The 26949-nt window shown below is 45.4% G+C and carries 22 protein-coding genes; 9 read left to right on the top strand and 13 right to left on the bottom strand.

Annotated elements, in window-relative coordinates:
- Positions 1 to 300: 300 nt before the first annotated feature.
- From PY364_RS21620 to PY364_RS21600, 5 genes are all read left to right on the top strand, one after another.
- Positions 301 to 1128, top strand: coding sequence for a glycosyltransferase family A protein (locus PY364_RS21620; protein ID WP_275526155.1), 828 nt, complete (start codon positions 301 to 303; stop codon positions 1126 to 1128).
- A gap of 531 nt (positions 1129 to 1659) precedes the next feature.
- Positions 1660 to 1896, top strand: a complete 237-nt coding sequence (locus PY364_RS21615) for a hypothetical protein (RefSeq protein WP_275526153.1) — start codon at positions 1660 to 1662, stop codon at positions 1894 to 1896.
- Complete coding sequence (locus PY364_RS21610) at positions 1893 to 2222, top strand: hypothetical protein (RefSeq protein ID WP_272035037.1); 330 nt, start codon at positions 1893 to 1895, stop codon at positions 2220 to 2222. The genes PY364_RS21615 and PY364_RS21610 overlap by 4 nt, the downstream gene beginning before the upstream one ends.
- 357 nt (positions 2223 to 2579) lie before the next feature.
- Positions 2580 to 3662 carry a bifunctional DNA primase/polymerase gene (locus tag PY364_RS21605; RefSeq protein WP_275526151.1) on the top strand — a complete coding sequence of 361 codons (1083 nt, stop codon included), beginning with the start codon at positions 2580 to 2582 and terminating at the stop codon, positions 3660 to 3662.
- Positions 3632 to 5617: a DUF3987 domain-containing protein gene (locus PY364_RS21600; protein ID WP_275526149.1), complete on the top strand. Its 1986-nt coding sequence runs from the start codon at positions 3632 to 3634 to the stop codon at positions 5615 to 5617. Before PY364_RS21605 ends, PY364_RS21600 begins: the two co-directional genes overlap by 31 nt.
- Positions 5618 to 6194: 577 nt before the next feature.
- Here the strand turns inward: PY364_RS21600 and PY364_RS21595 are convergent.
- Positions 6195 to 6392 (bottom strand): hypothetical protein, encoded by a 198-nt coding sequence (locus PY364_RS21595; protein WP_275526147.1) that lies wholly within the window; start codon positions 6390 to 6392, stop codon positions 6195 to 6197.
- A 738-nt stretch (positions 6393 to 7130) separates the two neighbouring features.
- On the opposite strand from PY364_RS21595, the gene PY364_RS21590 reads away from it, so the two are divergent.
- From PY364_RS21590 to PY364_RS21575, 4 genes are all read left to right on the top strand, one after another.
- Positions 7131 to 8105, top strand: a complete 975-nt coding sequence (locus PY364_RS21590; RefSeq protein ID WP_275526145.1) for a tyrosine-type recombinase/integrase — start codon at positions 7131 to 7133, stop codon at positions 8103 to 8105.
- A 35-nt stretch (positions 8106 to 8140) separates the two neighbouring features.
- Positions 8141 to 8554 (top strand): XisH family protein, encoded by a 414-nt coding sequence (locus PY364_RS21585; RefSeq protein WP_272035049.1) that lies wholly within the window; start codon positions 8141 to 8143, stop codon positions 8552 to 8554.
- A complete protein-coding gene (locus PY364_RS21580) occupies positions 8542 to 8877 on the top strand; it encodes a XisI protein (RefSeq protein ID WP_272035051.1) in 336 nt (111 codons plus the stop codon). Before PY364_RS21585 ends, PY364_RS21580 begins: the two co-directional genes overlap by 13 nt.
- An 86-nt stretch (positions 8878 to 8963) precedes the next feature.
- Positions 8964 to 9230 (top strand): type II toxin-antitoxin system ParD family antitoxin, encoded by a 267-nt coding sequence (locus PY364_RS21575; protein ID WP_275526143.1) that lies wholly within the window; start codon positions 8964 to 8966, stop codon positions 9228 to 9230.
- A gap of 95 nt (positions 9231 to 9325) precedes the next feature.
- Here PY364_RS21575 and PY364_RS21570 read toward each other — a convergent pair whose 3' ends face one another.
- From PY364_RS21570 to PY364_RS21515, 12 genes are all read right to left on the bottom strand, one after another.
- A complete protein-coding gene (locus tag PY364_RS21570; RefSeq protein WP_275526141.1) occupies positions 9326 to 14296 on the bottom strand; it encodes a CHAT domain-containing protein in 4971 nt (1656 codons plus the stop codon).
- Positions 14297 to 14354: 58 nt separating this feature from the next.
- Positions 14355 to 15116 carry a DUF1822 family protein gene (locus PY364_RS21565; protein WP_275526139.1) on the bottom strand — a complete coding sequence of 254 codons (762 nt, stop codon included), beginning with the start codon at positions 15114 to 15116 and terminating at the stop codon, positions 14355 to 14357.
- Positions 15113 to 15814: a hypothetical protein gene (locus PY364_RS21560; RefSeq protein WP_275526137.1), complete on the bottom strand. Its 702-nt coding sequence runs from the start codon at positions 15812 to 15814 to the stop codon at positions 15113 to 15115. Before PY364_RS21560 ends, PY364_RS21565 begins: the two co-directional genes overlap by 4 nt.
- A 66-nt stretch (positions 15815 to 15880) precedes the next feature.
- On the bottom strand, positions 15881 to 16144 hold the full coding sequence (locus tag PY364_RS21555; protein WP_275526135.1) for an HNH endonuclease: 264 nt from the start codon (positions 16142 to 16144) through the stop codon (positions 15881 to 15883).
- Between the two features lie 155 nt (positions 16145 to 16299).
- Positions 16300 to 17241 carry a ParB/RepB/Spo0J family partition protein gene (locus PY364_RS21550; RefSeq protein WP_275526133.1) on the bottom strand — a complete coding sequence of 314 codons (942 nt, stop codon included), beginning with the start codon at positions 17239 to 17241 and terminating at the stop codon, positions 16300 to 16302.
- Positions 17238 to 17993, bottom strand: coding sequence for a ParA family protein (locus tag PY364_RS21545; RefSeq protein ID WP_275526131.1), 756 nt, complete (start codon positions 17991 to 17993; stop codon positions 17238 to 17240). Before PY364_RS21545 ends, PY364_RS21550 begins: the two co-directional genes overlap by 4 nt.
- A 200-nt stretch (positions 17994 to 18193) precedes the next feature.
- Positions 18194 to 20557 carry an ATP-binding protein gene (locus PY364_RS21540; RefSeq protein ID WP_275526129.1) on the bottom strand — a complete coding sequence of 788 codons (2364 nt, stop codon included), beginning with the start codon at positions 20555 to 20557 and terminating at the stop codon, positions 18194 to 18196.
- A gap of 382 nt (positions 20558 to 20939) precedes the next feature.
- Complete coding sequence (locus PY364_RS21535) at positions 20940 to 21686, bottom strand: hypothetical protein (RefSeq protein ID WP_275526127.1); 747 nt, start codon at positions 21684 to 21686, stop codon at positions 20940 to 20942.
- A 68-nt stretch (positions 21687 to 21754) separates the two neighbouring features.
- Positions 21755 to 23815: a hypothetical protein gene (locus PY364_RS21530; protein WP_275526125.1), complete on the bottom strand. Its 2061-nt coding sequence runs from the start codon at positions 23813 to 23815 to the stop codon at positions 21755 to 21757.
- A gap of 209 nt (positions 23816 to 24024) precedes the next feature.
- The gene (locus PY364_RS21525) at positions 24025 to 24738 is read right to left on the bottom strand and encodes a hypothetical protein (protein ID WP_275526123.1); all 714 of its coding nucleotides are present in this window, start codon (positions 24736 to 24738) and stop codon (positions 24025 to 24027) included.
- A 57-nt stretch (positions 24739 to 24795) separates the two neighbouring features.
- Positions 24796 to 25881, bottom strand: a complete 1086-nt coding sequence (locus PY364_RS21520) for a hypothetical protein (protein WP_275526121.1) — start codon at positions 25879 to 25881, stop codon at positions 24796 to 24798.
- A gap of 23 nt (positions 25882 to 25904) precedes the next feature.
- Positions 25905 to 26900 (bottom strand): hypothetical protein, encoded by a 996-nt coding sequence (locus PY364_RS21515; protein WP_275526119.1) that lies wholly within the window; start codon positions 26898 to 26900, stop codon positions 25905 to 25907.
- Positions 26901 to 26949: the final 49 nt, after the last annotated feature.

Genomic DNA, 26949 nt, shown 5'->3' with positions numbered 1-26949 from the left:
TTCGGCAAGGTTATGCTTAGAACTGATGTGTAGTTATGCGATCGCTCATACCAGAAATTAGGTAATCCAGCCTAAACGCTCGGCAAACTTTTCCTTAAAAAATGGCAATCTTTTCCCTTAAGTCACAAGAATGAATATCACAGCCACAGTCGTGGCAAGTTTATCCTTCCAGTCCCGGCAATCTTATCGGTACATTGACACAATGGTTTGAAGTGCTACTTTGCGGCTGGTGTCAGCTTCGCTATTTCTGCGCCTATATCCCAGATCAAATTATGAGTTACGGATGGATATTGAACCGTAATGAAACTCTCTCTGATTACAGCTACGCACTATAGAGTATCAAAGTTAGCTAATATTGCCTTACCGAGCATTTTAGCCCAAACCTCTCATAACTTTGAATGGGTGATTATTAACGACGGTTTTGATCTAGCTACCCGAGATTTCGTTGCTAAAATTCAAGCAAACTTTGATATTATTTATACTGAAATTAAGCATGATAGCACTGGCTTTAGTTTGTGCCATGCCCGCAACAAAGGTCTTGAGATGGCTAGAGGTCAGGTTGTAGCTTATTTAGATGACGACAATAATCTCTCACCTCAATTTGTATCAGAAGTTCTTAAATTCTTTCAAGACCATCCTCAGATTAAATGTACGCTCCAACAACAATTTTGTCGCAGAGATATCGTCAGGAACGGTCAAACTGTTAGACAAGGAAAGCCTTTTATTTCTCCTGCTTCAGATACAACGGCTGTATCATTGCTCGGTCAGCGAGATATTTTTGATAGTAATGGTTTCTGTCATGTTCTCGATGATGCACCTCGGTGGAATCCTAACTATCGGATCTTTGCAGATTACGAATATTTCGTTCAGTGTTTGAGTCGGTGGGGAACGGAAAAATTTTTGCTGAATCCTCTTATCTTAGTCAATTATACTCAAACTTCAGAAGGAATTATTGGTCGTTCACATTATGGAGAATGGGCTTTTGAATTATCACAGCTTTTTGGTCAAGTAGAGCAGTACAGTGTTTTACAAAATCTCGAGATGCAAACGAAACTAATTCAGTTGATAAGTCTTTATCATGAAAAGCATCAAAAGGGTCAAAAAATACCAGGGTTTTGCGAGGAATAATCAATTTATAATTTCCTTCGCCTGTTGCTTTGCCCAAAGAGCAAGGAACGATCGTTGAACGCAATTTTCCAAGTAGTAATATTTCACTACTTTAATTGTCGAATCTAAAATTAATTATTGAGTTTTTAGCTAATTTTATAAATTTGGTATATAATGAAAATGTGTTTACATAAGCAAACACCGCTCTCAAAATAGAACGGAAGCTTAGCCTAATTTAAACAATCATAAAGACTATTTTTAACAATAGTTCGGAGATTTTCGCTGAAGCCCTTATTCTTTCGTTCATCTTGGAAGTGTAAAACCCTGGTTTTTTAGTTTAGTCACTCAAAACTGTTCAGAACTATTGTTTTAAATGTTGTAAAAGAAACTACATCTAAGGGGAGAGGGTGGGCACTCTCGTGATGCTCTAAATGAACTTTTTGCTTTCTATTCCTTGAGTGGCATGCTCCCCTCGTGCCAGAAAAGGTTAATCTGCTAGAAAGTGCAAATCTAGCTGCCAGGTAAACTCGCCATTCGCAGGAGTCCGTACTGATGGTTTCGATGAAGACTGGGATCGAGCAAAATATTATTGCATCGGCGCTCTGGTCAACGAGTGGTGTCTACTTTGGACAACTTATCCACAGACTACCCCGCCTGAAACCGCGACTGTGGCTGTACGCGCCGCAGTGGGGCGGAAGGTACTCTACCCCTTCAAGGCAGCAGATGCTGGATACAGTATCGGAAATTCTTGAACTCACGGTGACAGTCTTACAGGAGAAGCTAAGGTGAACGCACTTACCACAGTTGAAATCGATCCAAAAAACATTCTGACCCTCAGCCAACTGGCGAATCTTGACCCTTCCGCCATTAAAGCCATCATGGAACAGCGGCTCAAAGATATGAATTGGACAACTTACCAGTTGGCTAAGGCTTACGGGGCTCTTAAAGAGGGACGTTCTGACATCAACCCTAGCCGCTATACTACTACCGTTACCCAAGTCTTAGAAAAACCAGAGACAGCCCGCTGGAACACGGTTTGCCTAGTTTTAGCAGCAATGGGTCTGTTGGTGCAGGTAGTATCTCTCAACCCGCAAATTTATTCGCTGACAAAGTAGATAGCCATCCCATCCGATTTCAAGCGTTCCCAAAATCCCTTAAGCTTTCCGTACTTACGACATAGATCCATAACTAGACAGGTCGAGGAAACCTTACTATCTCTTGACTAAACCGCACTTATTTACTGAATACTTATATAAGTAGTCTGATTGTTGCCTGCTCTCTATAGTTTTTTAACTATCGTAACTAAGCAATTAATTATATCGTAGTTACGATATACTAAGCTCTAGTTAAAGCTTCAGCTAGGGCATCAAAAGTGAGGAGGTTAGCTTGGCGGCAGATTCTACTTACATGGGTTTGGGACTTCAGCCAGTTTTTAAGATCCCAGCCCCATCAGTCAATCGGGGGCAGCATCGATGAACAGTGCATCTAACCAGCCTCCCCAGACGATCGCCCAAACCATTGAATGGCTAAACGATGTTCTCGGCCGACCCGCACTGCCAGAATGCCCTACAGAATGCGAAAGGGACTGCGGCGTTCAAGGCGGTAAAGCGCCTGCTTGGATCAACCGCAACGGCAAAGCAGTCAAACTCAGTTGGAAAACCTATCAGAACCAACTGCCAACTCAAGCGGACTTGACAAAGTGGTTTGAAAGAACTCCAGGCATCGGCACCCTTGGCGGCGGCCCCAACGCCCAGGGACACTACATCGGATTTATCGACCTCGATCGCAAAGAAAAAGTCTTCTCCTCGCCATTAATTTTCGAGGCGCGGCTGGAAAAATGGCTCAACAATTACCCCCTCCTCAAAGAAGCCCCTCGATTCCGCACTCCCTCCGGCGGCTACCGAGTTATCCTCGCCTTCACCGAAGAACCAAACTGGACAGCTTTCAGCTTAGATTCAGGCGGCACTCGAATGGGGGAACTGCTGGCGAGAAACGGCGGCCACACCCTGCTGCCCCCGACTGTCGGCACGAACGGCATCCCGTACCACTGGGAGTATTTTGTTGCATATCCACCCACCGTCGCCAAACCCGAAGACGTTGGTATTTACCCGACCCGGCATCAACAATCCCCTGCACCAACCAACCCGCGCCCCGCAACCACCACTTACAGCCCCGGCGCAATTCGCCTAGAAGACCTCATCTCCCCCCGCGCCCTTGAAATTCTCACAGGAGGTGCCAAAAGGGGCGATCGCTCCGATGCCCTGACCGCTCTCATCTCCGAATGCTACGGCTGGGAAGAATTCTGCCATCGCGAAAACATCCCCTACTCCGGCACGACTGAAATCTTAGCCGAGTACGCCTGGGGGCAAATGGAAGACAGTAGCCTCGATCCGCACAAATGGCAACGCATCCTCAAAACCATCAACCCCTCCGCTTGCCAAACCGCCACCGAATATCGCAGTGGAGACTCTGAAAATTGCTGGAAAAAAATTTACCGGCTGGACCTTGAAACCTTCCAGGCAAAATGCCCCCTCACATTAAAGATAGGATTTTAGGAGAATGGGGTATCGACAAGCGCCCCAGAGCCTCACCCACCGAGACACAGCAACAGCTAAACTCTCAAAAGTTACAAACAGATCGTATAAAGCCAGAGATCGCCTCACAAAACTTCGGTCTGATTGCAGATAATTCTCACCCGCCTGACTTCGGCGTGACCCAAGGGCCGGCTCAGGGCCCAGACCCTCAATCGAACCCTTCAGACAGTAAACAGAAAGAAAACCTGCTCCTCAAATATATTGACCAGATCCTAGAACGGGAGAACATTCCCTTATCAGAACGAAAAGCCAAGTGCGCCGAAATTGCTCAAGCACTGGAACTAGACCCCAAATACGTCGAACAAATCGCTTTAACCCGGCTACAAGAACAACAGTTCGCAGAAATCGAAAGCGAAAAAACCCTGATTGAAGATTTAATTAGCAAGCGCAAGCAGAGTCTCGACTTGCACCAAATTTTACCACCAGAAATTGCCTGCATCCTGGCACAAGTTGCTGCTGCCATGCCCACCAGCGCCGAACACCTGATGACAGTAGGTTGGTCAACCTTCGGCTGCGCGATCGGCACCGCCGCTGAAGTTGTCGCTTGGTCTGGATTCAAACAAAAGTCCTGCGTGCTCTGGACAATCAACACAGCCCGGTCGGGAAAGCTCAAAAGTCAAACTCAAGAAGTTATGGTCAACCCCATCCGGCTCTTGCAGCAGGATGCCAACAGCGAATACCGCATTGCTCTCAAAAGCTACAGAGAAGTAGAAAAAGCCACCCAGCAAAATCGAGACCCTGATGGTCTGCCCCTTGAAATCCCACCCCCACCCGTCCCCCGCGAGTATTGGGTCGAACACATCACCGTAGAAGCCCTAATCCGCACCATCAACGAAAATCCACGCGGTTTCCTCGTCCACCGCGACGAAATCGACGGCTTCTTCAAAGCCCTCAATAAATATCGGGCTGGCAAAGGGGACGACGAAGCCTTTTACCTCACCCTCAACAACGGCGGCGGTCCCAAAGTCATCCTCATCGATCGCGATCGCCGAGTCGAGGTGGAGAGGTCGTGCGTCCCCATTACCGGCACCATCCAACGCAAAACCCTCGATGAAGAACTGACACCGCGCAAAATATCCAGCGGTTGGATGGCCCGGTGGGTAATCTGCTTAGCAGAAATGCCCAAGCGACGGCGGACGCGACTGCCCTACCCCCATATCGACACCTTCCTCAAAGATATCTACCGCAAACTTTCCGTCCTCAAAATGCACTATCGTCCTATTCAAAATGAGGAGACAGGCGAAGTGCTCAGAGATGAAACGAACCGCACTGTTTACCAGGGTTTTCCCATTACTTACCACCTGAGCGACTCGGCAGCCGACTACTACGAACAGCATTTCTTCAACCCGATGGTTGAGCGCGAAGAAGCTGAACTGAATGAAGGCTTCCAGCTAGCCATGTCCAAGTGGAGCGGGTACTGCCTGCGGATTGCTCTCATCCTGCACTGCTTGCACGAAATCTGCAAGTTGAAAAACCCGGACGGCACCCTCAAAACTTACTTGCAGTTAAAAGAAGAGTGGAAACTCTCAGGCGGGGAACATTCCGACCAGCCTTTTGAAATTGAAATCCCTACCGAGATTGAGGCCGACATCATTCAAAAGGCGATCGCCGCCAGCTACTTCTACATCAACCAGGCTGAAGTGCTTTACAAAGGGCAGCAGCAAGATGAGGACGATACAGGTCCGGTCATCCAGAAACTGATTCAGAAATCAGAAGAGTTGCGGGACACGGCTGCTGAAGGTTGGATCAGCACCCGCGAAGCATACCGTAACTGTCGCGAACTCGTTGTAGCAGCTAAACTCCGCCAGATGTCTAACACCGACTTTACGGCTGCGGTCTTCAACCTTATGGTTTCAATGAATCTCGGTGAAACGAAAAAGGTCGGCAAGTCTTTCAAGTGGCGGATTCTAAGTTGATATTTCGCTGGCTAAGGTCAGTGTTTAAAAACTGCATTGACAATTTGACGATAGTTTGAAACTCTTACACCGCAATCATTTTTCGCGTCTATGACAGCTTTGACGATTGGCTATCCTCATTGACAATTCCTCAGTATCTCCCAAGAAATTTACGATCGCCCGCAGGCAAGGGTACTGGTAACAGTGGCGACCTACAAACTGCCAGTTCGCCAAGCCGGACTTGTCAAGCAATCGTCATAGTTGTAGAAAACTCGCAGAAGACCAAATTTTGTGTTGACGATTTGACGATTCCCGCAAACTCTTACCTGTAAGCACTTTAATCGTCATTAACAGTTTTGACTATTCAGAATTGTCAATGACGATTCTTTTTTTTACATTACTGGCAGGACCTTGGCAAGCTGGTTGTGGACGATCGCGACAAACCATCCGGCATCTAAATTTACCCAAGTCTTTAAAAATTACATTGACGATTTGACGATAGCTTGAAATCCTTACACAGCAAGCATCTTTACTGTCAATAATAGCAATGACGATAGCGAATCGTCATTGACGATTCCCCAGCCACACCCCAAGAGAGTCACGAGTAGCCGGCTCCCGCGATGGCATAGCCGCCGGCCTCCGGCATCGCGGCGGTGACAACAACGACAATACCCGAACCTGCCAACTTGATAGGGCGGCTTGGTAAGCAATCGGCATAATCGTCAATAACTTGCAATACCTCCCCCAAATCCATACTGAAAAAGCGTTTGGGGAGAATCGTCAAAAACAATGTCAAAAATCGTCAATAAAAGTTAGAAGCTGAAAGCTTTACAAATAGGAAGGTTTAAAAGAATCGTCAAATCGTCAAAGAAAATTTGTCATGACCGTATCGTTAGGACTCTCGTGAGGTATCAAGTCCCCAAAAGGCAAGGTTTGTCGGATGCTGGTTCAAAATGCTACAGGGAAGTTAGTGACTCCCGAGTGCGATCGCGAATGTCTATAGCTCCCTTTTTGCGAAAGCTTAAAAATAGCGTTGACGATTTGACGATAGCTTGAAACTCTTACTCCATAACCACTTCAATCGTCAATAACAGCTTTGACAATTCAGAATCGTCATTGACGATTGTCAATCAGATAGCAGTGGCAACCGGCTAATGTGAGGGCGCAAGTCGTCATTGATGATCGCGACAGGTCGATCAACCCATCGTCAGAATCGTCAAAAACAAAGTGGCTATTCCCCAAACCCACAGTTGGAGAGTGTTTGGAGAGAATCGTCAAAAACAATGTCAAAAATCGTCAATGGATCTTAGAAGCTGAAACCCTTACAAACAGGGAAGTTCAGGAGAATCGTCGAATCGTCAATAAATTTTAGTTCTAAATAGTGTTGACACTCAAAATTGAAAGTGAGTAATTTTACAGCGCACCAACCAAATTTTCTGCACGTATTCAAGTTGTCTTTCAAGATTGAATCTTGTGCTATTTGCACCCCGAATGAGGGTAATCTGGTCTGGAAAGACAGATTATGGGGCCGGCTATGGATTTAGAACACGCTGCTAATTCCTTTGGAGAGATAGCTTCGACGCGCGACCTAGTGGCAGAGCTGTTAGCTGCTAAGCGCTCTGTCAACACCAGGGGGGCTTATGAGAAAGATTTGTTTGATTTTTTTATGACAATGACGGGGCAGTCACCACATCCGGCCTTAGTGCGCGAGTTCCTACGGCTGAACCGCTTCGCCGCTGTGGCAGTGGTGCTCAAATATAAAGCCAAGCTGATTGACAAGGGACTTAAGGAAGCGACGATTAATCGGCGGCTGGCGGCGATTAAAAGTTTGGTGAATTTTGCTCGCAAGGTGGGCGAGTGTGAGTGGAGTTTGGTAGATGTTGAAGGAGAGAAGGTGGTTCCTTACCGGGATACTACAGGATTTGGTCGAGTTGCTTCTGAGAATGTGATGGCGATGCAGTCAGTGTTGGAAATTCCCGATCGGAATACGGTTCAGGGAAAGCGGGACTATGCAGTTCTCCGGCTGCTGTGGGACAATGCGTTGCGCCGGGGGGAAATCAGCGCAGCTAATATAGGCGATTTTGAGCCGAGTGCCCGAACTCTAAATATTTACGGCAAAGGCAGGGGAACTCAGGCGCAGCTAATTGACTTGCACGGCGCGACAGCAGATGCGATTACTGATTGGCTGAGGGTGCGGGGTTCTGTGTCGCCCCTCGATCCTTTGTTTATTGCTTTGACAAAGCGGGAATACGGGTTGAGGTTGAGCGGATATGCTATTTACAAGTTAGTTTTCTCAACTTGCTCTGCTGCGGGAATTCCTAAAAGAATTAGCCCGCACAGAATACGCCATGCTGCAATTACGACGTTGTTAGATACAAGCAACGGCAATATGCGAATGGCGCAGAAGTTGAGCCGCCATACCAGCTCGAATGTCCTTAATTGCTACGATGATAATCGGCAGAGTTTGCAGCGAGAAGCGTCAGGGCTGCTGGCTGGTTTGGTGCGCTAAGTATTGCATATTCTTACTTAATTATAGAAACAACAATGGCTAAAGACCTCTTTCATGATGCAGTCAGACGCGGATTAGAAAAAGAACGATGGACAGTTACTGACGATCCGTTAGAACTGGAATTGGAAGAAATTACCGTCAAGATCGACCTAGGCGCGGAACGATTGATTGCTGCCGAACGCGGAGAGGAAAAAATTGCCGTTGAAATCAAAAGCTTTATCGGTACATCTGCTATCAGTGATTTTCATACGGCTTTAGGACAATTCTTGAACTACCGAATTATGCTAGAAGTCAATGAACCCGATCGCCTGCTCTATCTGGCAGTTCCCCGTGAAACCTATCAAACCTTCTTTCAAAGTCGTTTTGCTAAAATAGCGATCGCCCGACATCAACTCTTACTTATTGTTTACGAACCCATAACCGAGGAGGTCATCCAATGGATAAATTAGAGCGTTATCGGTCTTGCATCCAAACCCTATTATTCAAGCACAGTCAATTTAAATCCCGCAACGAAGATGTAGAAAACGAGCTGTTTTTCGATCCTGTACGCGATCGCTATCAACTCATGCGAGTGGGTTGGAAAGGACTAGAGCGAATTTATTACACAGTTCTGCACTTCGATATCAAAGATGAAAAAATCTGGCTTCAGCACAATGCAACTGACATCGACATCGGTCAAGAATTGGTGGAAATCGGCGTTGCTAAAGAAGACATTATACTTGGGTTGCATCCACCCTACAAGCGTCCATATACAGGGTATGGAGTTGCTTGAGAAATGCGCGAACGCTTACCTAATTTCCATTTTTTAAAATACCAATATAGTTGATGCGATCGCCCTCAATACGTAGGTTTACTTCAATGAATGTATCGTTAAATTCAGAAATTTCGCAGTTTATTCAAACTCAGGTAGAAAGCGGTAAGTATGCGAATGCTGAAGAAGTGATTTGGGCAGGTATCAGGCTGTTAGAAGAACGTTCAGGCATTTACAAAGGTCGGTTTGAAGAGTTGAGAAGGGAAATTGCGATCGGCGTTGAAGCCTCCGTTCGGGATGAGGTTGTTGATGGGGAGACGGTTTTCTCCCAACTGGAACAGAAGCTTCAACAACGTCGCGATCTGGCTGATTGATGAGTAATATTTGAGGAGTGATAGAGATGGTGACGGTGACAGCGGTGGTATTTTGTGTTTCTGGCATTCCCCGTAGCGAGATCCACTAGCCAGCTTTACCTAACCCCAGTGCAGGTAAAAGCAGCCCAGTAAAAAGGATGACAGAAAGGCTTTAATTCTCTCCAAGATTTATCTAAATTTTGGAGAGATCGATAAATTTGTCCGCCAATTTGATCATACTTTTTGCATTCTTCATCCCATTGCTGATAATCTAGGGAATCTACAGAACAAGCATCTCGTTTTGCCTTGGTTTTTTTGCGGAGTACATCGGTTTCTTTAAGTTTATGTTTCAAAAGTTCTGTGAGTTGGGCTTTATAACTAGCAGCTAGGGTATCGCCAGTAAGCGATCGCAACTTAACTTGAGCTTGTCTAATGGCCTCTGGGCGATTCTTTCCCTGCTGCCACTCTTGATAGTAAAAAATCGAGAATAGCGCCGTAGCTAAATCATCGACAGCCCAAAGTGTACTGATAACACTTCTGGCTCCCGCGGACAAGAAAGCCGTAGAAAAAGTAAGGATATCGCCAGTAATTTCACTCAATCCCAATCCAGTTTCGCAGCAGGAAAGAAATACATCCGACAACTGAGGGAAACGCCATGCGGGAGTCATTAGCTGACCTAAAGTAATGCAGCCATCTCCTAAAATTAATGTCGATTCTAAGGGATTGTCCAAGCGCGACTGGGCGTGGTGGCTAGAGTGGAGGATTTGGACGGTTCGGGCGAGTTCTCGATAGTTACTAACTGTAGCTTGATGGCGACCTTTTAAGCGTCGATCGTCTGGGATACTATAAAGAACTGCCAGTTGCTCTCCTTCAAAGCTGGCGCAAGGCAAGTCGCCCGTCGCATCTTCAATAGTGCCACAGTTTAGGTTATCGCCTAATGAAGGGCGTTGCTGGCAGAATTCTAGGACTTGACAACTAGGTGCGTAACGAATGAGAAATTTGTCTCCTAAATATCGGTTGTCTCCGATGGGTAGTGCAGCGAAGGGGATGTGGTGAAGGGCATAATGAGGAACTATAATCAGTTCAGAAATTCCTTCTAAATGCCATAAGATTAGATCGCTCAAATTTAACTGTTTTGCCAGTTCAGTTAGGCTCTCAACTAACTGTTTTTTCCAAGAAACTTTATCGTTAACATATTGTCCTAACCAATTTTGGGAAATCCATCCGTGCAAAGCCTCAAATCCTAAACTAGCACAGCTTTGCAGGGTAATCTCGCTTTGCCGCACGACGAAGATAAAGGTGTCGCTAACAGTGGTGTAAAAGCTAATAATTGCAGTGGTGGGTTTGTCAATAAGCTTCTGGATGGATGGGAATTTGAGAGGATTAACTCGAATTTGACCAGCCAGCACCGGATCTAAGCGGCGAAGTTGTTCCCAAATTAGGAGTTTATCAGCTTCCAGATCAGCTATTGTTTGATTGTAAGCTGCTAGGGCTGCACGGCTGTTATTAAGTTTGCTATTATCAAAGTCGTTGCTAGGTTGATTGCGCCCTCGTTCTTTGTCAATTTGCTGCTGTAGGCGTTCAAAATCTTGTAAATACTGTTGAATTTCAGCAGGAATTTCTGCACTTGAGTAGAGATCATTGCTTGCCATCAAGTCTACAAGGCGTTTAGAGCGCGATCGCTCTACATATTCAAGGGCTTTATCTAACTGCTTATTATTGATACAAGCTTGCACGATGTTTGCATAAATGTTGATCGCTTCTGCTAAAATTTCTTGGCGGCGAAATTCAGAACTTGCCCAAGTACGGCTGGTTTCTACGGCTTCGATCGCGATACTGTATCCCTCAATGGCTAACTGCCAATCTCCAGCTACAAATGACACATTTCCTAGAGTTGTGCCAGCCTTCAGGCAATCAACTGGGAAAGCAGTTGGAGTGAAGACTTCCATTGCTGATCGATAACAGGCGATCGCCTCAAAGTTTCGCTCAAGGCTGAGGTAGCCATTGCCCAAATTCATTTGAGTCATAGCCCACTCTCTAGGAAAATCATCCTGGTTAAAGATTTGTAAAGCTGCTTGATGGGCGGCAATAGCCATTTCTAAATTCTCATTTGGATCGCCCTTAAGTCGATGCAAATAAGCATTAGCCAGATTCATTTTTACTCCGGCCCAACCTGTGGGAAACTCGTCTTGAGTATAAACTTGCAATGCTTCTTTGTTAGCTGCGATCGCCTTTTCAACATTTTCTGCTCGATCGCCATGAAGTCGGTGGCGGTAAGCAGAGGCCAGATTCATTTGAGTTTGTGCCCAAAGTTCCGGGGATTCTTCGCGGGTGCGGAATAACAGGGCGTTTTGATAACAAGCGATCGCTTGTTCCAAGTTTTCCGCCTTGTCGCCGCAGATGCGATCGCGGTAAATAAGACCCAAATTGTTTTGGACTTGAGTCCATCCTTCCGGATCTGCTTCGCGGGTGCGAATTTCCATTGCAGCAACGCCTGCTGCGATCGCTAATTCTGCATTCTCTAACTGATCTCCCCTGATTCGGTTGCCATAGGCAAGAGCCAAAGTATTTTGAATTGTTGCCCACTGTATCGGAAATGCTTGGCGGGTATATATTTGTAGGGCATTTTGGCAGTGAGCGATCGCTCGTTCTTGATTTTCGGCCCAATCTCCTTTAAAGCGGCGGTGATAAGCATTACCTAGAAACATCTCACAAGCTGCCCATTGTTCTGGAAAAGCTTCGTAGGTTAAGACAGTGGCAGCAATTTCGTAACCTGCGATCGCAATTTCTAAATTATTAGCCTCATTCCCTTTTTTTAATTCGTGGATGTGCAAACTTAAAACAAAAATACCAGAAGCAATTTCTTCTCTTTCTTCAGGTGGGAGTTCAGATAGCATAGCATCGTCTTCATCTGGCATCTCCTTAACAAAAATTTCGTCAAGTTGCTCTTGGTTAGCATCAAGCAATATTTTCTGTACCCACTTGATGAAAATTTTGTCTATGGGTTCTGGGTTAGCTTTAAACGATATAAGTTTTTGCGCTATTTTAACAAAATACTTCTCAACTTGCTCTCGCTCATGTTCAAGTAAGGTATCAATTCTAATTTTACCTGGATTTCCGGAAATAAGTTGCAATAATTCAAAGGGTAAATTAGGGAGAATTTTATGTTGAATAAAATTCCATTCTTCGGGGAAGTCTTCTTCGGTAAAAACAGTAGCAGCAACTTCGTAGCCTGTCTTAGCAATCTTCCGGTTGTTTTCTGCATTGCCTTTGGGGAAATCTTCAATCAGGCTGCTAAAGTTGAGAACTCTTGACGCTAAATAGATTGCTTCCTGTGGTCCTAATTTCGATAGATCAAACTTTATTAGATTTAATAGTTCTACAAAACTGTTGTCCAGCCTATCGAGGTTTGCTTCAAGAAGCTGGTACAAAGCTTCCGGATTATTTTCGCTTTTGGCAACGGTATCTAAGACTTGAATAAGAAACTGTGAAATAGAAGTTATTTGCTGGAACTGAACATTTTCTAGTAGGTCTAAAATAACAGGAGAACTTGAGCGTTCAGCATATTCTCTAGCTTTTTCTAGTTCTCCACAGTTCATGCAAAGCCCTACTATTTGTGTGTAAGCAGAAATTGCAGGAATTTCTTGATGTAAAGATTCAGAATCACCCCAAAAGCTGAGCATTTCTACAGCTTCAATTACAATCTCAAAACATTCAAAAGCTTCTGCCTTTTTGCCAGTAGCAAATGCTACCTTTGCCAACTCAAGTCCGGTTTCGATGCGCTCTCTAGGGAATGAAGCAGGTGTAAAGACTTTTAAGGCTGCTTGAAAACAGGTTAAAGCATTAGCAAATTGTGCCAACTTGCGGTAAGCTAAACCCAAATTTAACTGAGTTTTAGCCCATCTTTCTGGATAGGTTTCGGGGGCATAAATTTGTAAGGCTGCTTGATAGGCTGCGATCGCCCGTTCCTGGTTCTGGATTTTGTTCCCTAAAATCCTTTCGCTATAGGCAAGACCGAGGTGAAATTGGCTACTAGCCCAATCGGCATCAGTGCGAACTTTTAAGGCAACTTGATAACACGCGATCGCTTGCTCAAAATTTTGTGGGCGATCGCCTTCAACTCGGCGGGTGTAAGCAACTGCGAGGTTATTTTGCAGCGTTCCCCAAAGTTGAGGCTCTCGATCGCGGCTAACCACTGGCAAGGTTTCTTCAAAACAGGCGATCGCCTTTTCCAAATTCTCAGCTTCATCTCCGACAATTCTGTGACTGTAAATATTACCGAGATTATTTTGCACCATCGCCCACTGTTGGAGAGAAGTGTCGCGAGTGTAAATTTGCAAAGCATTAGTGCAAGCTGTCAGGGCTTTTTCAACGTTTTCGGAGCGATCGCCCAAAATCCGGTTGCGGTATGCTGGAGCTAAAATTTCTTGAGTTCGTGCCCACATTTCTGGTAAAATCTCACGAGTTAAAATTTTGGCACATCCTTCTAAACCTGCGATCGCAATTTCCAGGTTAATTGCCCTATTGCCCAGTCGAAACTCCCAGAGGTTCTCGCTAAAAACCACAATAAATAACGCAATTCCTTTTTTTATTTTTGGCTCGCACTTTAGAAGCGTACAATCTATCCAGAGGCGAAATTGCAGCAGAAAATATTCATTCAGTTTGTCTGAGTGAATTGCTAGTATCTGATAAGCAGTTCGTTGGTCACTTGGGTTTAGCAAAATTGTCCGCAATACTTCCCACAAGAAAGCCGGAGCTTTAACAAAAGAGTCTGTTACTGGTGAGCTATCTGCTGTTGTGTAAAGATTCCTGATTGTTTCCAGGTTTAATTTTCCCAGGTTTTTAGTTAAAAAATCAGCCAAATTAATTAAAAATTCAGCACCAGAAAACTCCTTTTTTGCTACCAGAATTGTAGCTACCATTTCCATCATTTCCACTAAACCAACATCCACCAAGTCCGGGTGCTTCCTTAAAATCTTGAGTTCCTTACCGCGAGGACATTGGAGAAGCGCTTGAATCAGCTTGAAATAAGCTGTCTGGCGTTTTGTCGCTTGGGGAGCTTTCTTCGGGCCGAATCCTTTTGCCATATTCTTTACAGGTTACGAAGCAGAGACTACATATACACATCAGCCATCCGCTCCGAAATTACGCAGCATCCCTCCATATTTCTGCGAACTTCTCCAGCAGTGCTTCGGCTAAATCTTGTAGATCGGTGTCGCCGCTATCGGTACTTTCACGAGTAAACTCCCCTCCTGCGGTACTCCCCGCTAACATCTCTCCCCCTGCGTATCGCCACTCGTACTCCTCGCAAGTTCGATAAATACGCTCGAATTGGGCAACAATATTGCTCAGGGATTGAGTTTCTATCTGAGCTCGTACCTGTATCGCCACTGGATCGTCTGTTTCTAAGAAGGCGATCGCTTCCTCTAAACGAGTAATCTGTTCAATTAAAGCGTCAATCGGCATCAGTTCTGCGATCGCTAGTTGTTGCGGTGGATTTAAGCTGTCTGCACTCGGAGCAAATCCCAATAGTTGCACGGAGTCCAGGCGATCGCTAAACTGTACCCCCACATATCCAATCCGATTCTCTTTTACTTCGTCTGGCAAGAAAATAGCTGTTTCTCCGGGTAAAACTGGGCGACATTCTAAAGAACCAATCTCACGAATTACCAGATCGGCGATATTTGCGATCGCAACTTTGACTGGATTGAAGCTATCAGACCCCTCCAAATCGGTTTCTATGTGCAGCCATTGTAAATAGCTGCGAACGGCGTAAACTGCCAGCGCATTCAAGTAAACTCGTTTTCCTTTTTGAACTGTACTTTGAACGGCTGCGAGCTTTTGCGCCATTTCGTGAGCTTTTAATTCTATCGGTACTGTTAACCGAGGCACTTCTGCAATATTCATGGTTTGGGTTCCTGTTTATATCCGAGACTGCGGGCTATTTCTTGCAATAACGGTTCGCATTTTCGCCCCCAGTGAGAATTAAGAGTCGTGTAATTGACGTTTAACTCGTTTGCTAAGGCTTGAAATCTGTCAGGAGGGTCTTTTAACAACCTTCTCATGCTGAGGAATTGACAATTGCATTTCGGGTGAGAGCGAGGGTAGCTATTTCTTAGTTTCTGTTCTGGATCTTGCTCGATATATCGTTCTAGTTCAACTCCTATTCGCTGAGTAGTTTCTTTCTGAGCGCTTTCAATCATGCCATCCAGCCCACCGAGCGTAAGGTCTGGTAATAGATCGAGCCGAGTTGTTTCCCCTACATCCGTCGCGATCGGAGCGTCTAAACTAATTGTAATTGGAGCCTTTTTGTCAACAACATCCAAATCCTTAATCCGCCATTTCAGATGCCCATTTATCCAGTTCACAAAACTTGTGGAAACAGAAGGTGGGCGTGGCTCAAAATTAGCAATCTCGCGACTAACCCATTGTAAAGTAAGGTTGAGGGCTTGAGGATAATTTTGATGAGCTGATTTTTTGAGTCCTGGTAGTTGTTGAATTTGCAATAACAGCTTGTTTATGGCTGTTCGCCATTTTCTACTGTTAGCTGGATTTTGACGTATCTCTGCAATTAGAACACTTAACCGTCCATCTAGGTCATCCATGCAGCTTTTTTGAGGAGCAATTTAGTTTGTTGATTAGCTATGAAAATTCGCGCTCGTGCGAAAATCCTAACCTATTTTCTCATATGGTTGAGTTCTAGATATGTGTAAGTTCTTGCCGGGAGGCGGGAAAAGGCTATTTCCACGCGAATTATTGCAACTGAAGCAGGCTAAACGCAGGTTGGAGAGTGCGTTAGACCCGCCTCGGCTTTTAGGGAGTAAGTGTTCGATGGTTCTTTCTGATTTCTGCATCGGTTTGTTGCACCAGTGGCAGTGATTTCCATACAGTTGTAGGAGTTGGCGCGTTTTGCTGCGTCTTGAAGCAGGGGACATAGAACTTTGGGAGCCTCATGGCTATTCGGTGTTCATTTACTTATCAGCCCCCTGTTAAAAATTTACGCAGCGATATGAACCAGATGGCTCCTATGTCTTCCAACTGCACTCATAAACCCAATGTAAATTTGAGTAGCTTTACTTTAAAATCCGCTTCATTTTTCTAATTCCTCACCCACCAATGCTTCCATTTCAGCTAACAGCTTCTCTAGTTTCTTTTGCTTTTTGGGGTCATCCCAAACCTTTGACTTTTTTACTCTGGCATAAGCTGCATCTACGCGACTTTTAAGCGAGTGATTGGGTGGAGCCACCTCTCCTGTACTTTTTGCTTTCAAATCGGCAATGCGCTGTTTGATTTGGGTCAGGGAAAGCTCGAGAGCGATCGCCTCTTCTAGTAATTGAGAGCGCTCGGAGCTATTCTTGACTCGCGCGATCGCTCTGGCTTTGGTGTACTCAATCCGTCCTTTCCGCAGCGCTCCCATCACATCATCTGGTAGGTTCAGCAAGGGGAGGCGATTGGTTCGGAAACTCTCAGGGTTGTACTTCCCCACGAGCGTAAATATCTCGCTAACTATTTGCCAATCCGGGCTGTGGATAACGTTATCCACAGATGTACGTTCCGGGTGTGCGGCCGCTCCGAGCAAAGCAATAACTGATTCGGGGGTAGAGTTCAATTTCATTGCCAGCAATTGCAGAATCCCCTCAGTTTCCTCGATCGCATTCAAATCTTCCCGCTGCAAGTTCTCCAGCAGTGCAATTTGCAGCGCCTCTGTGTCTGTCAGTTCCCGAATCACAACAGGAACTTCAGTCAAGCCTAACGATGAAGCGGCTCGATAGCGCCGTTCTCCCGCTACCAATTCGTACTTATTGCCATCTATGGGGCGTACTAGGAGCGGTTGCAGAATTCCTAACTGCTTGACTGACTCCACCAGTTCTTGCATAGCTGTCGGCTCGAAATAGCGACGGGGTTGCTGCGCTGGCAAGACAATTCTGTGTATTGAGACAAGGGAGGATGCGGCATCTTCGCTGTCGCTGGTTCCTAATAGAGCCTCAACCCCTTTGATTTGATAAGGCTGACTGTCGCGCTTTTGATTCATCGCAAATCTAAAAGTCCTTGTGCAATAGTATCGAGTACGGTGGCGGCTGGATGTTTTGGATTGTACACGGCCAGAGGTACGTGCTGCTGCGACGCATCGGCAAAAGCCACAGTCCGAGGCACAGGGGGGTAAATCTTACCAATCTTCTCCAGAGAAGTAGTAATTGATTGCAAACTTTGAAAAGCCTGTACAGTACGAGGATCGTACAGCGTCGGAATCACTCCAGCAATCTGCAATTTTCGATTGGCACGCGCCCTAACGCGACCAATAGTTTGCAACAGCAATTCAGTTCCTTTGAGAGCTTTATATTCAGTTTGAATCGGGATTAAGACGTGAGTGGAGGCAACTAGACTGATATAGGATAGGATACCGAGGGAGGGAGGGCAATCTATCAAGATGAAGTCATAGTGCGATTGTAAGGGGTCAAGGACTTCTTTTAGCCGACTATCTCTCATGTCAGCCACCACCAGTTCCAGTTCTGCTCCGCTCAAATTAATATTAGAAGGAAGCAAGTCCATGTTGTGAATGTTTTTATGGAACGCTGGTTCTGAAGCGTTCATAATGGACTCGTACACAGTCTCCTTTAAATCTGATGGCTCCAACCCCATAAAGGCGGTAAGTGAGGCTTGGGGGTCCATATCTACTAACAAGACTTTTTGCTTCCGTCGCGCCAAATGGTAGCCTAAATTCATTGTCAAACTGGTTTTGGAGACACCGCCTGACTGATTGAAAAGTGCAATAATTTTGCTCATCTGCTTTTACGCACGCAATAAACGTGTTGATTCAACAATATTAGTGGACTGCGGCTTAATGTAGACTAATTCTTGAAAGAACTTTGAGAAATTGAGAGTGCTAACTTGCGATCGCTACGCCTTTAATCGCCGATTCGGTGGATAAAAAATGTACTGGTTGTCCAGTGATGTGAGCGTGTTTAGCGGATAGCAGTTTGCGTTCAAAGGTAGTGTTGAGTCAAATCGCTAATAATATCTAAGCTCATATTATCAACCAATGTAGTCAAAGCTCGCGCGATCGACTGCTCCGACTGGGGAATCTGGCTAATTAAATGCCGAGTGAGTTGCTCATCGCCGATGGCAGCGGCTTTGTAGAGCTTCGTTAGCAACTCCCTCGGCAACACAGATAGCGATTCAGAAGTAAGTTTTACGGCAACCTCATCCCGCAGTGGGAACACCGGCGACTCCTCTTGATACACATAGCGAACTCCCAAATGAAGCGCCATCTTCTCAAAAATCACGCTGTCTCGGAACGGTTTAGCAACAAAATCATCAAACCCGGCCGAAGTAGCTCGTTCTTGGGTTTGAACAAAAGCATTAGCACTCAAAGCAATAATCTTAGTATTACAGCCGTCAGGCAAAGCTCTAATTTTTTGAACAGCTTGAAAACCGTCTAGAAGCGGCATCCTCAAATCCATCCAAATTAAATGCGGCTTGTACTTTCGCCACAATTTAACAGCCAGGGTTCCGTTATCCGCGCACCACACTTGAAAGCCAGCCGCAGTCAATATCTGAGTTAATAGCAACCGATTTGCCGACTCATCATCCACCACCAAAATGCGATACTTTTGTTGGTTAGATGCCAACCCCTTAACTCGTTTTTGCGGCTGGCTGCTTTGAATTTCGCTCTCAGTGGCACTGCTGACTTTAATGTAAAAACTAAAAACCGTTCCCTTCCCCAAAGAGCTTTTAACCTTAATATCGCCCCCCATAAGTCGCACAAAAGAACGACTGATTGGCAATCCCAACCCCGTTCCCGTTTGCGATTTCCTCCCAGTTTCAGTTTGCACGAACGGCTTGAATAAACTGGTAATTTCTTCAGACGCAATACCCTGCCCTGTATCCTTGATAGAGAACTGGAGAAAGAACTTAGATGTCGGCTTTTTAGACACAGGCTTAAGGCTTTTTACAGTCAGGTTAACCCGACCCACTGCCGTAAACTTAACAGCATTCCCCAAAAGATTAATCAAAACTTGCCGCAGCTTGCTTTCATCAGTTCGCACATACCTCGGCACTGTTGAATCCCGGCGAAAGACAAGTTGCAAACCTTTGGAAGAGGCTTTGAAGCGAAACATCTGTTCGATGTCATCAAGCAAATTAAAAAGGTCGAAAGAGTTTTCATTGATGGTTGCTTGACCCGCTTCAATTTTAGAAAGAGATAGGACATCATTAATCAGCTTGAGCAAATGCTCACCACTGCGATTAATTATCTGTAAACTCGATTGCTGTTCAGGTACAGTCCCAGGTGTACGTGAAAGGAGTTGGGCAAAGCCAATAATGGCATTAAGTGGCGTTCTCAGTTCATGGCTCATGGAAGCCAGAAAGGTACTTTTAGCACGGTTAGCACTTTCGGCGGCAACTTTAGCCGTTTCGAGTTCTTTTGTTTTCTGTGCAACTTGTCGCTTTAAGTCACCAGAATATTGTTCTAATTGCTGGCGTGATTCTTTTAACTGATAGCTCATAGAATTGAAAGCTCGGGCGAGAGCTTCAAGTTCGGCAATACCGCTGTGTGGAACTTCATCCTCAAAGTCACCCTCAGCTATTGCCTCAGTCGCCCTAATGAATCCTTGCAGTCGCCGTTCTATTTTAAAGGAAGTAAACAGCAAAAGCGAGATGGAGATTAAGAGTACCAGTATGACCAGGTAGACAGTGTTACGGTTTAGCGCATTAACCTGAGCCATAAAGTCACTTTCAGGGGTAACAGCCACAATCAGCAATTTCTGTCCGCTCTTGTGTTCAAACGCTCGAACGTGCAGCAAGTATTTAGAACCATTCTTTGTAAAGTCAAGATTCTGGGTATTAATAGTAGCTAAGTTGCCAAAGTCAGAGAGTAAATAGTCTGTTGAAAGTGTTACTAGGGCAGGTATATTAACTTGGGACAAGTCAGACTCAAGGCGATAAGGGGCGGATGTTGAATGGGCAGAACGAAAAGCTAAAAGTTTTCCATTTCGGTTGATTAAGAAGGTGTGGCTGTTAGGGCTAATGCGGAAATCGGGCAAGTTGAATTCGGGAGTTTTTTCAGGAAAATTGACTTGAGGTTGAGGGTAAGACGTTCGGCTCGACTGAGCGCGAGCCGTTGTTTTTGAAACTCCTTTCCCAACCCCTTCGTTTAAGTAATTATCAAGGTGGAGAGAGATGTGGCTGGTTGCCTCAAATAATAGCTGTGCAACTAAGTCATTCATTGTCTGCCGCCCTGTTTGAAAGGAAAGCCATCCCGCCAGTCCAAGTAAAGCCGAAATCACGATAGCGAAAGGAACTGTAAGCACAAAGCGTAGGGGTAGAGTCGGCTTTTTCTGAAGAGACATGGGGAGGGGAATGGGGAGTGGGGATTGGGGATTGGGGAGAGAGGGAGAGAGGGAGAGGGGGGAATGGCAGGGCTATTTCATTCTCAGATTTTGCAATGGAAGACAGCCATTGCGAATCAAGGGTTTTAGCCTATACTTCCTAGTCTGAAGGCATCCATTCTTAAAAACTCCTGTGAAAGCTTACTGCCAGAGGCTTTGGAAACACAGCTTCGGCTCCGCCAGCCTCTGGCATCGCAAATTAAACCTGAGAATGAAACAGCCCTGCCTCTTAACCACCAAGGTGGTTGCTGTGGTTCATAAAAATTGTAAGGTCGAATTCGTAATAAAGAACAACGCTTCTCCCCCACTCCCCACTCCCCATTCCCCACTCCCCTTTAAAAAGCTATTGGCGAATGCCGACTGGAACTCTTGGTTCTTCAAGGGCAATTTTGCCGAGTTCGACAATCACTGACAAGTCTACTCCGGCTCGTGCAGCAGCATCGACCACTGATAGATTCTGATTTCTTACTAGAGCTAAAAATTGTCGCACGCTGTAGACTACTGGGTCGTTAGCTGCCGTGTAGCCTTTTTGAATAGCAATCAACAACCCTTTTTCGACATCTGAGGCTGTGGGTGTGCGGCCTCTAGCCAAGTTCAAAGTTGGCGACATTTTAGGCGAGAGGGGAGTGATGCGAATTCCTAAGTGTTCTGGTTTTTTATTGGCAGGAACGATGTTGAAGTTGTAAAGTCGCTGTTTCCCTTTTGAATCTACAGTTTTGATTGAGAGGTTGGTAATGGTAGTTGTGGTAGCTCCCGGAAAATTGAGTGCTTGAATGGGACGCAAGAAAACAGTTTTGGCTCGACTGCTTGCCATAGGCGCGTCGGTGCTGAAAACTACTTTTGAGGGGTCAGCAATTAAAACATAGGCGATCGCTTCGTCAGTCGAACTATAGTCGATCGCAGTGGCACGACCGGGGTAGACTTCTACATCAACGGCACTATTGGTAGCAACGTCTCTACTCACAGTTTGATAGCCTGTTACTCTTGATTGAGAAAAAGCACAATCCGGGTAGCAAAAAGCAGCGATCGCTGCTGCAAGAATTGAAAAACTGAGAGTTTTGATTGATGGTTTGAGCATTGTAGTATTCATAATTGTTATCGATTGATGTTCAGAAAGCTATTCCCCCACTCCCCACTCCCCCGCTCACGACGGCTTGGTTATCGGTTGATGTGGAGAAAGCTGTTGATGGTAATAGAAACGGGAGTTCCCTTGTTAACCACAGCTACATTAGGGCGGTTTAACAGTTCTTGGGTTGCTCTATCTGAGCGGCTTTCCATCCGTTTTGCCAAGGGGCTGAAGAAGCCATCGAGGACGGCTGACCAAATTTGGGGGTCTCGGCTTTCAACGGTAGTTGTACTACTTCCAAACCCACCGCTAATACTGCTAGAGTTCCTAACTTTAGGCTCTGCGAACACTTGCCCGACTCGTCCAACTCCCGACAGCACTGCGGTGAGGATATCCTGTCCCGCAATATCGGAACCTGGGTCGAAGTAACCGGAAGCAATTAGCGGTTCTCCGCCCTCTCCTGCAATCAAAATTGCGCCTTCTGGAATGGGCTGCTGTTGGATTTGACCGTTTCTATCAGAGTAGACGAGCGCCACAGCACTAGCTTGAACCATGCGATTGCCAACGCTTACGGTACTGGCTTTGGCAATGACAACTGTACCCGCAGGAAAGGCAATAGAGCCGTCAGTTGCCGTTACGTCGGCTGTAAGGGTGATGGCAAATTTATCTCCTAGCTGTTTACCTGAGCCTTCATCCCACAGCAGTGGAACCGAAACTACGCCAGAAATATTGGTTCCGAGTGCTACTTGAACTGTCTGCTCCATTGACTCCGTTTGGGGCGTGCGGTTAAGAATGCCTTTTGCCCCTGGGGAGTTTACTTGTTCCAGAGTTGAGGAAGTTGTGAAGGCAGAAGCCTCTGGCGCAGCTTCTGGGGAAAGGGTTTGAAATTCTTTCTCAGGCAAGGTAGTCTCGACTGGGTTATCGGTAGCATCGGAACTTGTTTTTTCGGAAAGGGCAGCCGGAGTTAATTGGTTAGTGGGGTTTTGGGAGTTGTCGGTGGTGTCGAGGTTGTCCTCTCCTGTAGAAAATTCCGGGTGTAGCTTTTCCCAGGTGGCGTTACTTGGCTGGTTATATAGTTCTTGTGGGATTGGCTGTTGAGGAATGTATGAGGATTGCGACTTTTGGTTGCCGATATTGACAGTTAGAAATTCAGTTGTTGGAATTGGGTTCGTACCAGCAGCGGTAGCACTTGTTGTCGCTGGAGTGCTTGGTGTTGCACTCACGGCAACAGCGATTCGGTTAGGGTCAAAATTCCCCCTGACTTGTCCGAGTTGGGCGAGTTGGTTCCACCGCTCAAACGGGTCGATTTTTTCTTCAGTCGGAGTCTTCATTGGAGGTGAGGGCGTTAGCGGTTTAGCTATGGGGGTTGGTGGCGGTGCAACTGTTCTTGAGGGTGCGGGTACTGTTACTGTCCGCACTACTGTTCTGGGTGCGAGGGGTTCGCTTCGGGGAATAGGGGGTGGTGCTGTTGGACGGGTAGCGACTGGACGCGGCTCTCGTGGAGTTCTTGATGGTTTAGATGGTGGTTCTGTTTTGGGTTTTGCAGTTTTTTGAGGTTTTGAGGCTAACAATTTTTGTTGGTCTTGGTAAGCTAATTTAGCCAGCAACTCCGGCTTTTCATCTTTAATGGTGGGAGAAGGGCTTTCTTTTGGGGTTGATTGTGCGATTGAGTCGCGAGGTGATTTAGGCTTGATGAATTGCCAAATCAGCATTCCTAGCAATAGTATCCCCCCAGTCAATAGTAGGATTGTCACTGTTCTAGGAACGCCTTTTTCGGAAACAGGCTTCGTCAGTGGTTTTTCCTCATCTTGAGCGAGTTGATATTGAGTTTCCAATGTTAGGGGTGCATTGGGGTCAAAGTTAGCAATGAAGTTCTCGTCAATGTCATCTTCTTTCGAGGGGGAAGGGGAAGGGGAAGGGGGAGGAACAAAGTTATCTTCTTTGGGAAGGGAAGGGGAGAAGTTATCTTCTTTGGGAGGGGGGAAATTATCTTTTTTGGAAGGGTAAGGGGAAAAGTTATCTTCTGACATCTTGCTACTATTGCTATTAAGGATACTTTGGCTATCAAGAGGGTGTGAATTTTTTTGCTCAAGTTCTGCTGCTGTCAACTTGGTTGGATGAGAATTGTTTGAAAATTCTTGTCTATTACTCATGGCTACCTCTGTTGTTGCTTATTACGATGGTTAATTAACAAATGATTGGTTTGGATGGGAGTGAGAAAGAGCAGAAAATTAGGACTTCTTTGTTGTTAAAATACAACCGCTTGAAGTTCATATACAGCACTTGTCAGGTAAGTGAAGTACAAACAAATCGGTTTTTGTAGGGGCGGTACTCCTTCCCCTTCCCCCTCCTCCTCCCCCCTCTAAGGTTTAAATTCAACAATTCGGGAAATTTCTAATCCGGCTGCTCTCAAAGAGTGAATAGTTTTCTCTAATTCATTAGCGTTTTCTTGGAGAGGCGATTTGGGAATTTCTACAGCTTTGACGGTGAAGGTTCGATTAAACTGTTCTCGGCTTTCTCCAATGCCTTGCTCTAGCACTACGCGAGTAGCAATTACATCTATTTCCCAAACTCCTCTTTTTATTTCTCTGGGTTCTCCTATGTGAGAGATATAGACTCCAGAGCGGGTTTTTCCTGAATAGATGGTGTTGGGAACGAGTGGGGCAAGTTCGACAAGGGAAGCTTTGCCAAACTCTGATTCCATCATCAATGAACCCATCCAAGCAGTTGTAGGAACTTTGGTACTCCCTTTAACTTTAATGCCGGGGTCGGGGTCATTTGTGCCGGGAATTTTGCCTGACCAAGCCCAGGTTAAATTCACCCAACTTGACACGAAAGTTTGGATGGTTTTAGGCTCTCTGTAAAACTCATCTTGTTCTGCAATTCGGGCGGCGGTTCCGTCTTTGAGCTGAACAAATGTAACTTTTTTTTGAGATAAAGCTCTCAAACTAACTGTGTTAACTAAAACAGCAATTGTTAGTAAAAAAACAAAGCTGGTTAGCAGGATAAAACACAAGGCTAAGGTGTTTTTAGATTCGGGAAGTAAGGGTTGAGATTGCTTAAGTTTGACATTCATAAATTCTAATGTTGAGTAGTGGTGAATTTGAACAAATTTGGGTGGACGAATTCAGTCCTAAAGGAGTTTTCCGGCAACAAGACCAATCGCGTTACTGGCAATGTCTGTAAGCTGTTTAGTGCTATTAGCGATCGCACTGTACAAAGCGGTTCCTCCACCTTTGGCAATTAACACTGCAAGAATAGGAGAAAACACAGCTAAAAATAATAAAAAGGCGATGTCTGTAACTAACTCTGCATCGGATTTGACAATGACTACAGCGACTAATCCAACGACAATGTTGTAGCCTAATTGCACTCCAAATAACGACATAAATCCGATTAACCAAGCCCAGATGGGTTTTCCTTGCAGCGGCAATAGTGATAAACCCATTGCCATCGGTCCGAATAGAGCTGTTAGCAGCAATGCTGCTTCTAAAATGTTGACAAAGGCCCACTGTACTGCTCTAAGAATTAAGCGAATGATAGGTAAGACAGTAGACCTAAAAACTTGCCCTGCAAAATCGCCATTTCCTATATCTTGAAGATTGGCAACATTGCCTAAGTTTTCAACAAACCGCTGCAAGCTTTTGAGGGGGCCTCCATTTTGCTGTTCGGCTGCCTGGAGGATTTGTTGAGCAGGCTCTTTTTTGCTGTTCCAGCATTGGACTAAAGCCTCTCCAACTTTGCCCTGGCATTCGCTATAGAGTTTCTCAATCTCTTCTTTGCCAGCACTGGTGAGGTTAACGTCGCTCAGGGCAGTTCTGAAGGTCATTTCTCCGACTTGAATCTTCATAATTTCTTGAACTTGAGTGCTGCCTACAGCTTTAATAAATTTGATGCTTTCAGCTAAGACTTTGCCGTTGTTACTGAGAAATACTACAATCACAAGCGGCCAGATAAACATGGCTACTAACTCTGACCAAGACTGTTTTTCGATGATTTCTTTCCCGGTAGTGACAGCGAGGTAAGTAACAGACATTCCGGCCAGAATTAGTCCGAGTTTAACTAAGGCAATCCAGAGAGAGGATTCTTGAGTGTTGAAGGTGTTAAACCAAACTAAATTCCATGATTCGACAGTTTTTTGAGAGACTTCTATGGCATCAGATAGAGTGTCCAGGGCTTGTCCTGCTGTGCTAGTTTGGGCAATAAATTGTATGAACATTGCGGTATCTCCTTGCTGTGATTTCAGTCTTCGTTTGCCCCTATAGCGATGCCTCCTGGCATTTGAAACAGTCCAGCTTGAGTAGAAGAAGCGGTAGCAGCCGCAGCATCCTGCCGTCTCTGGGCTGTGTTAATTTCGTTAAGTTCTTCTGCCTGTTGAGCGTTGAGAATGTTGGCAAGACTGCGGTCAATTTGAGCTTGCTGGCCCTGCATAACTAAGGCACTTTGATTTTCTGCTGATAAGGCTGCTTGTTGAGCTGCGATCGCACTTTGTTGAGATATATTTCTCATAATGTTCTGAGTGACATCTTGACCTTCTGAATCAGCACCCAATTCCATTGAATTTTGGCTAATTTGACCAGTTTGCTCTACGTTTTGTTGGACAATTTCTTTCAGAGTCGCTTGCTTTTGTTGAGCATCTTTACTGAGAGTGGCTTTATTGGCTTCACTGACAGCACTTTCTCTTTCTGCTAACTCTGCGTTGTTCTCTTTGAGGCTGTAAGAATCTTGCGGTTTCTTCTCTAAAGCAGCAGATAGTTTTGTCCCTTGACTGTCATCAGCATTGCCATCCATTATGCTTCTTTCTGCTTCTTTCAAGTCGGGAACTTTGAGTTCTCCCAGGAATGAAGAAAGGGTTGATTCTATTTCACTGCTGAAGTTTTCGACTTTGTTTAACAAGCTGTCCCAGATTCCTGAGATGCTGTTGGAGATGGTAGAGACGGTATCTGAAATTTCCCCTGTGATGTCGCTAATTGTGCTTTGTAAACCTCCTATTTCTGTCTGGTTGCTCAAGAAGTTATTGGCTGATTGTTGGATTTGGTTTTCTATTTGTTGATTGGGAACTGTGAAGCTTCCACTATTGAAAGTGCTGTTTGACGAGTTGTTTGAGTTGGGAAGCTGTAGAGCAGTCGTATTGCTGTCAGAGGTTTGAGCTTTTGCTTCAACAGAATTGAGTATTAAGCTCAGCCCAATTGCCGGAATGGTGAGGCCAAGTTTGATAAGTAATTTTGGTGATTTCATCGGTTGTTCTCCGTTAGGTATGCAGAATTCAAGCAGTGGGAGTTAGTAA

It is taken from the genome of Kamptonema sp. UHCC 0994, from assembly GCF_029167235.1.
Lineage (GTDB): Bacteria > Cyanobacteriota > Cyanobacteriia > Cyanobacteriales > Microcoleaceae > Kamptonema.
This window is presented reverse-complemented; position numbering and strand designations above follow the sequence as displayed.

Coding starts and splice junctions, on each gene's coding strand:
- PY364_RS21615 (WP_275526153.1), top strand. CDS start 1,660: ATGGTTTCGATGAAGACTGGGATCGAGCAAAATATTATTGCATCGGCG.
- PY364_RS21585 (WP_272035049.1), top strand. CDS start 8,141: ATGGCTAAAGACCTCTTTCATGATGCAGTCAGACGCGGATTAGAAAAA.
- PY364_RS21580 (WP_272035051.1), top strand. CDS start 8,542: ATGGATAAATTAGAGCGTTATCGGTCTTGCATCCAAACCCTATTATTC.
- PY364_RS21575 (WP_275526143.1), top strand. CDS start 8,964: ATGAATGTATCGTTAAATTCAGAAATTTCGCAGTTTATTCAAACTCAG.
- PY364_RS21590 (WP_275526145.1), top strand. CDS start 7,131: ATGGATTTAGAACACGCTGCTAATTCCTTTGGAGAGATAGCTTCGACG.
- PY364_RS21560 (WP_275526137.1), bottom strand. CDS start 15,814: ATGGATGACCTAGATGGACGGTTAAGTGTTCTAATTGCAGAGATACGT.
- PY364_RS21600 (WP_275526149.1), top strand. CDS start 3,632: ATGCCCCCTCACATTAAAGATAGGATTTTAGGAGAATGGGGTATCGAC.
- PY364_RS21620 (WP_275526155.1), top strand. CDS start 301: ATGAAACTCTCTCTGATTACAGCTACGCACTATAGAGTATCAAAGTTA.
- PY364_RS21515 (WP_275526119.1), bottom strand. CDS start 26,900: ATGAAATCACCAAAATTACTTATCAAACTTGGCCTCACCATTCCGGCA.
- PY364_RS21555 (WP_275526135.1), bottom strand. CDS start 16,144: ATGTCCCCTGCTTCAAGACGCAGCAAAACGCGCCAACTCCTACAACTG.
- PY364_RS21565 (WP_275526139.1), bottom strand. CDS start 15,116: ATGAATATTGCAGAAGTGCCTCGGTTAACAGTACCGATAGAATTAAAA.
- PY364_RS21535 (WP_275526127.1), bottom strand. CDS start 21,686: ATGAATACTACAATGCTCAAACCATCAATCAAAACTCTCAGTTTTTCA.
- PY364_RS21570 (WP_275526141.1), bottom strand. CDS start 14,296: ATGGCAAAAGGATTCGGCCCGAAGAAAGCTCCCCAAGCGACAAAACGC.
- PY364_RS21605 (WP_275526151.1), top strand. CDS start 2,580: ATGAACAGTGCATCTAACCAGCCTCCCCAGACGATCGCCCAAACCATT.
- PY364_RS21525 (WP_275526123.1), bottom strand. CDS start 24,738: ATGAATGTCAAACTTAAGCAATCTCAACCCTTACTTCCCGAATCTAAA.
- PY364_RS21530 (WP_275526125.1), bottom strand. CDS start 23,815: ATGAGTAATAGACAAGAATTTTCAAACAATTCTCATCCAACCAAGTTG.
- PY364_RS21545 (WP_275526131.1), bottom strand. CDS start 17,993: ATGAGCAAAATTATTGCACTTTTCAATCAGTCAGGCGGTGTCTCCAAA.
- PY364_RS21520 (WP_275526121.1), bottom strand. CDS start 25,881: ATGTTCATACAATTTATTGCCCAAACTAGCACAGCAGGACAAGCCCTG.
- PY364_RS21540 (WP_275526129.1), bottom strand. CDS start 20,557: ATGTCTCTTCAGAAAAAGCCGACTCTACCCCTACGCTTTGTGCTTACA.
- PY364_RS21550 (WP_275526133.1), bottom strand. CDS start 17,241: ATGAATCAAAAGCGCGACAGTCAGCCTTATCAAATCAAAGGGGTTGAG.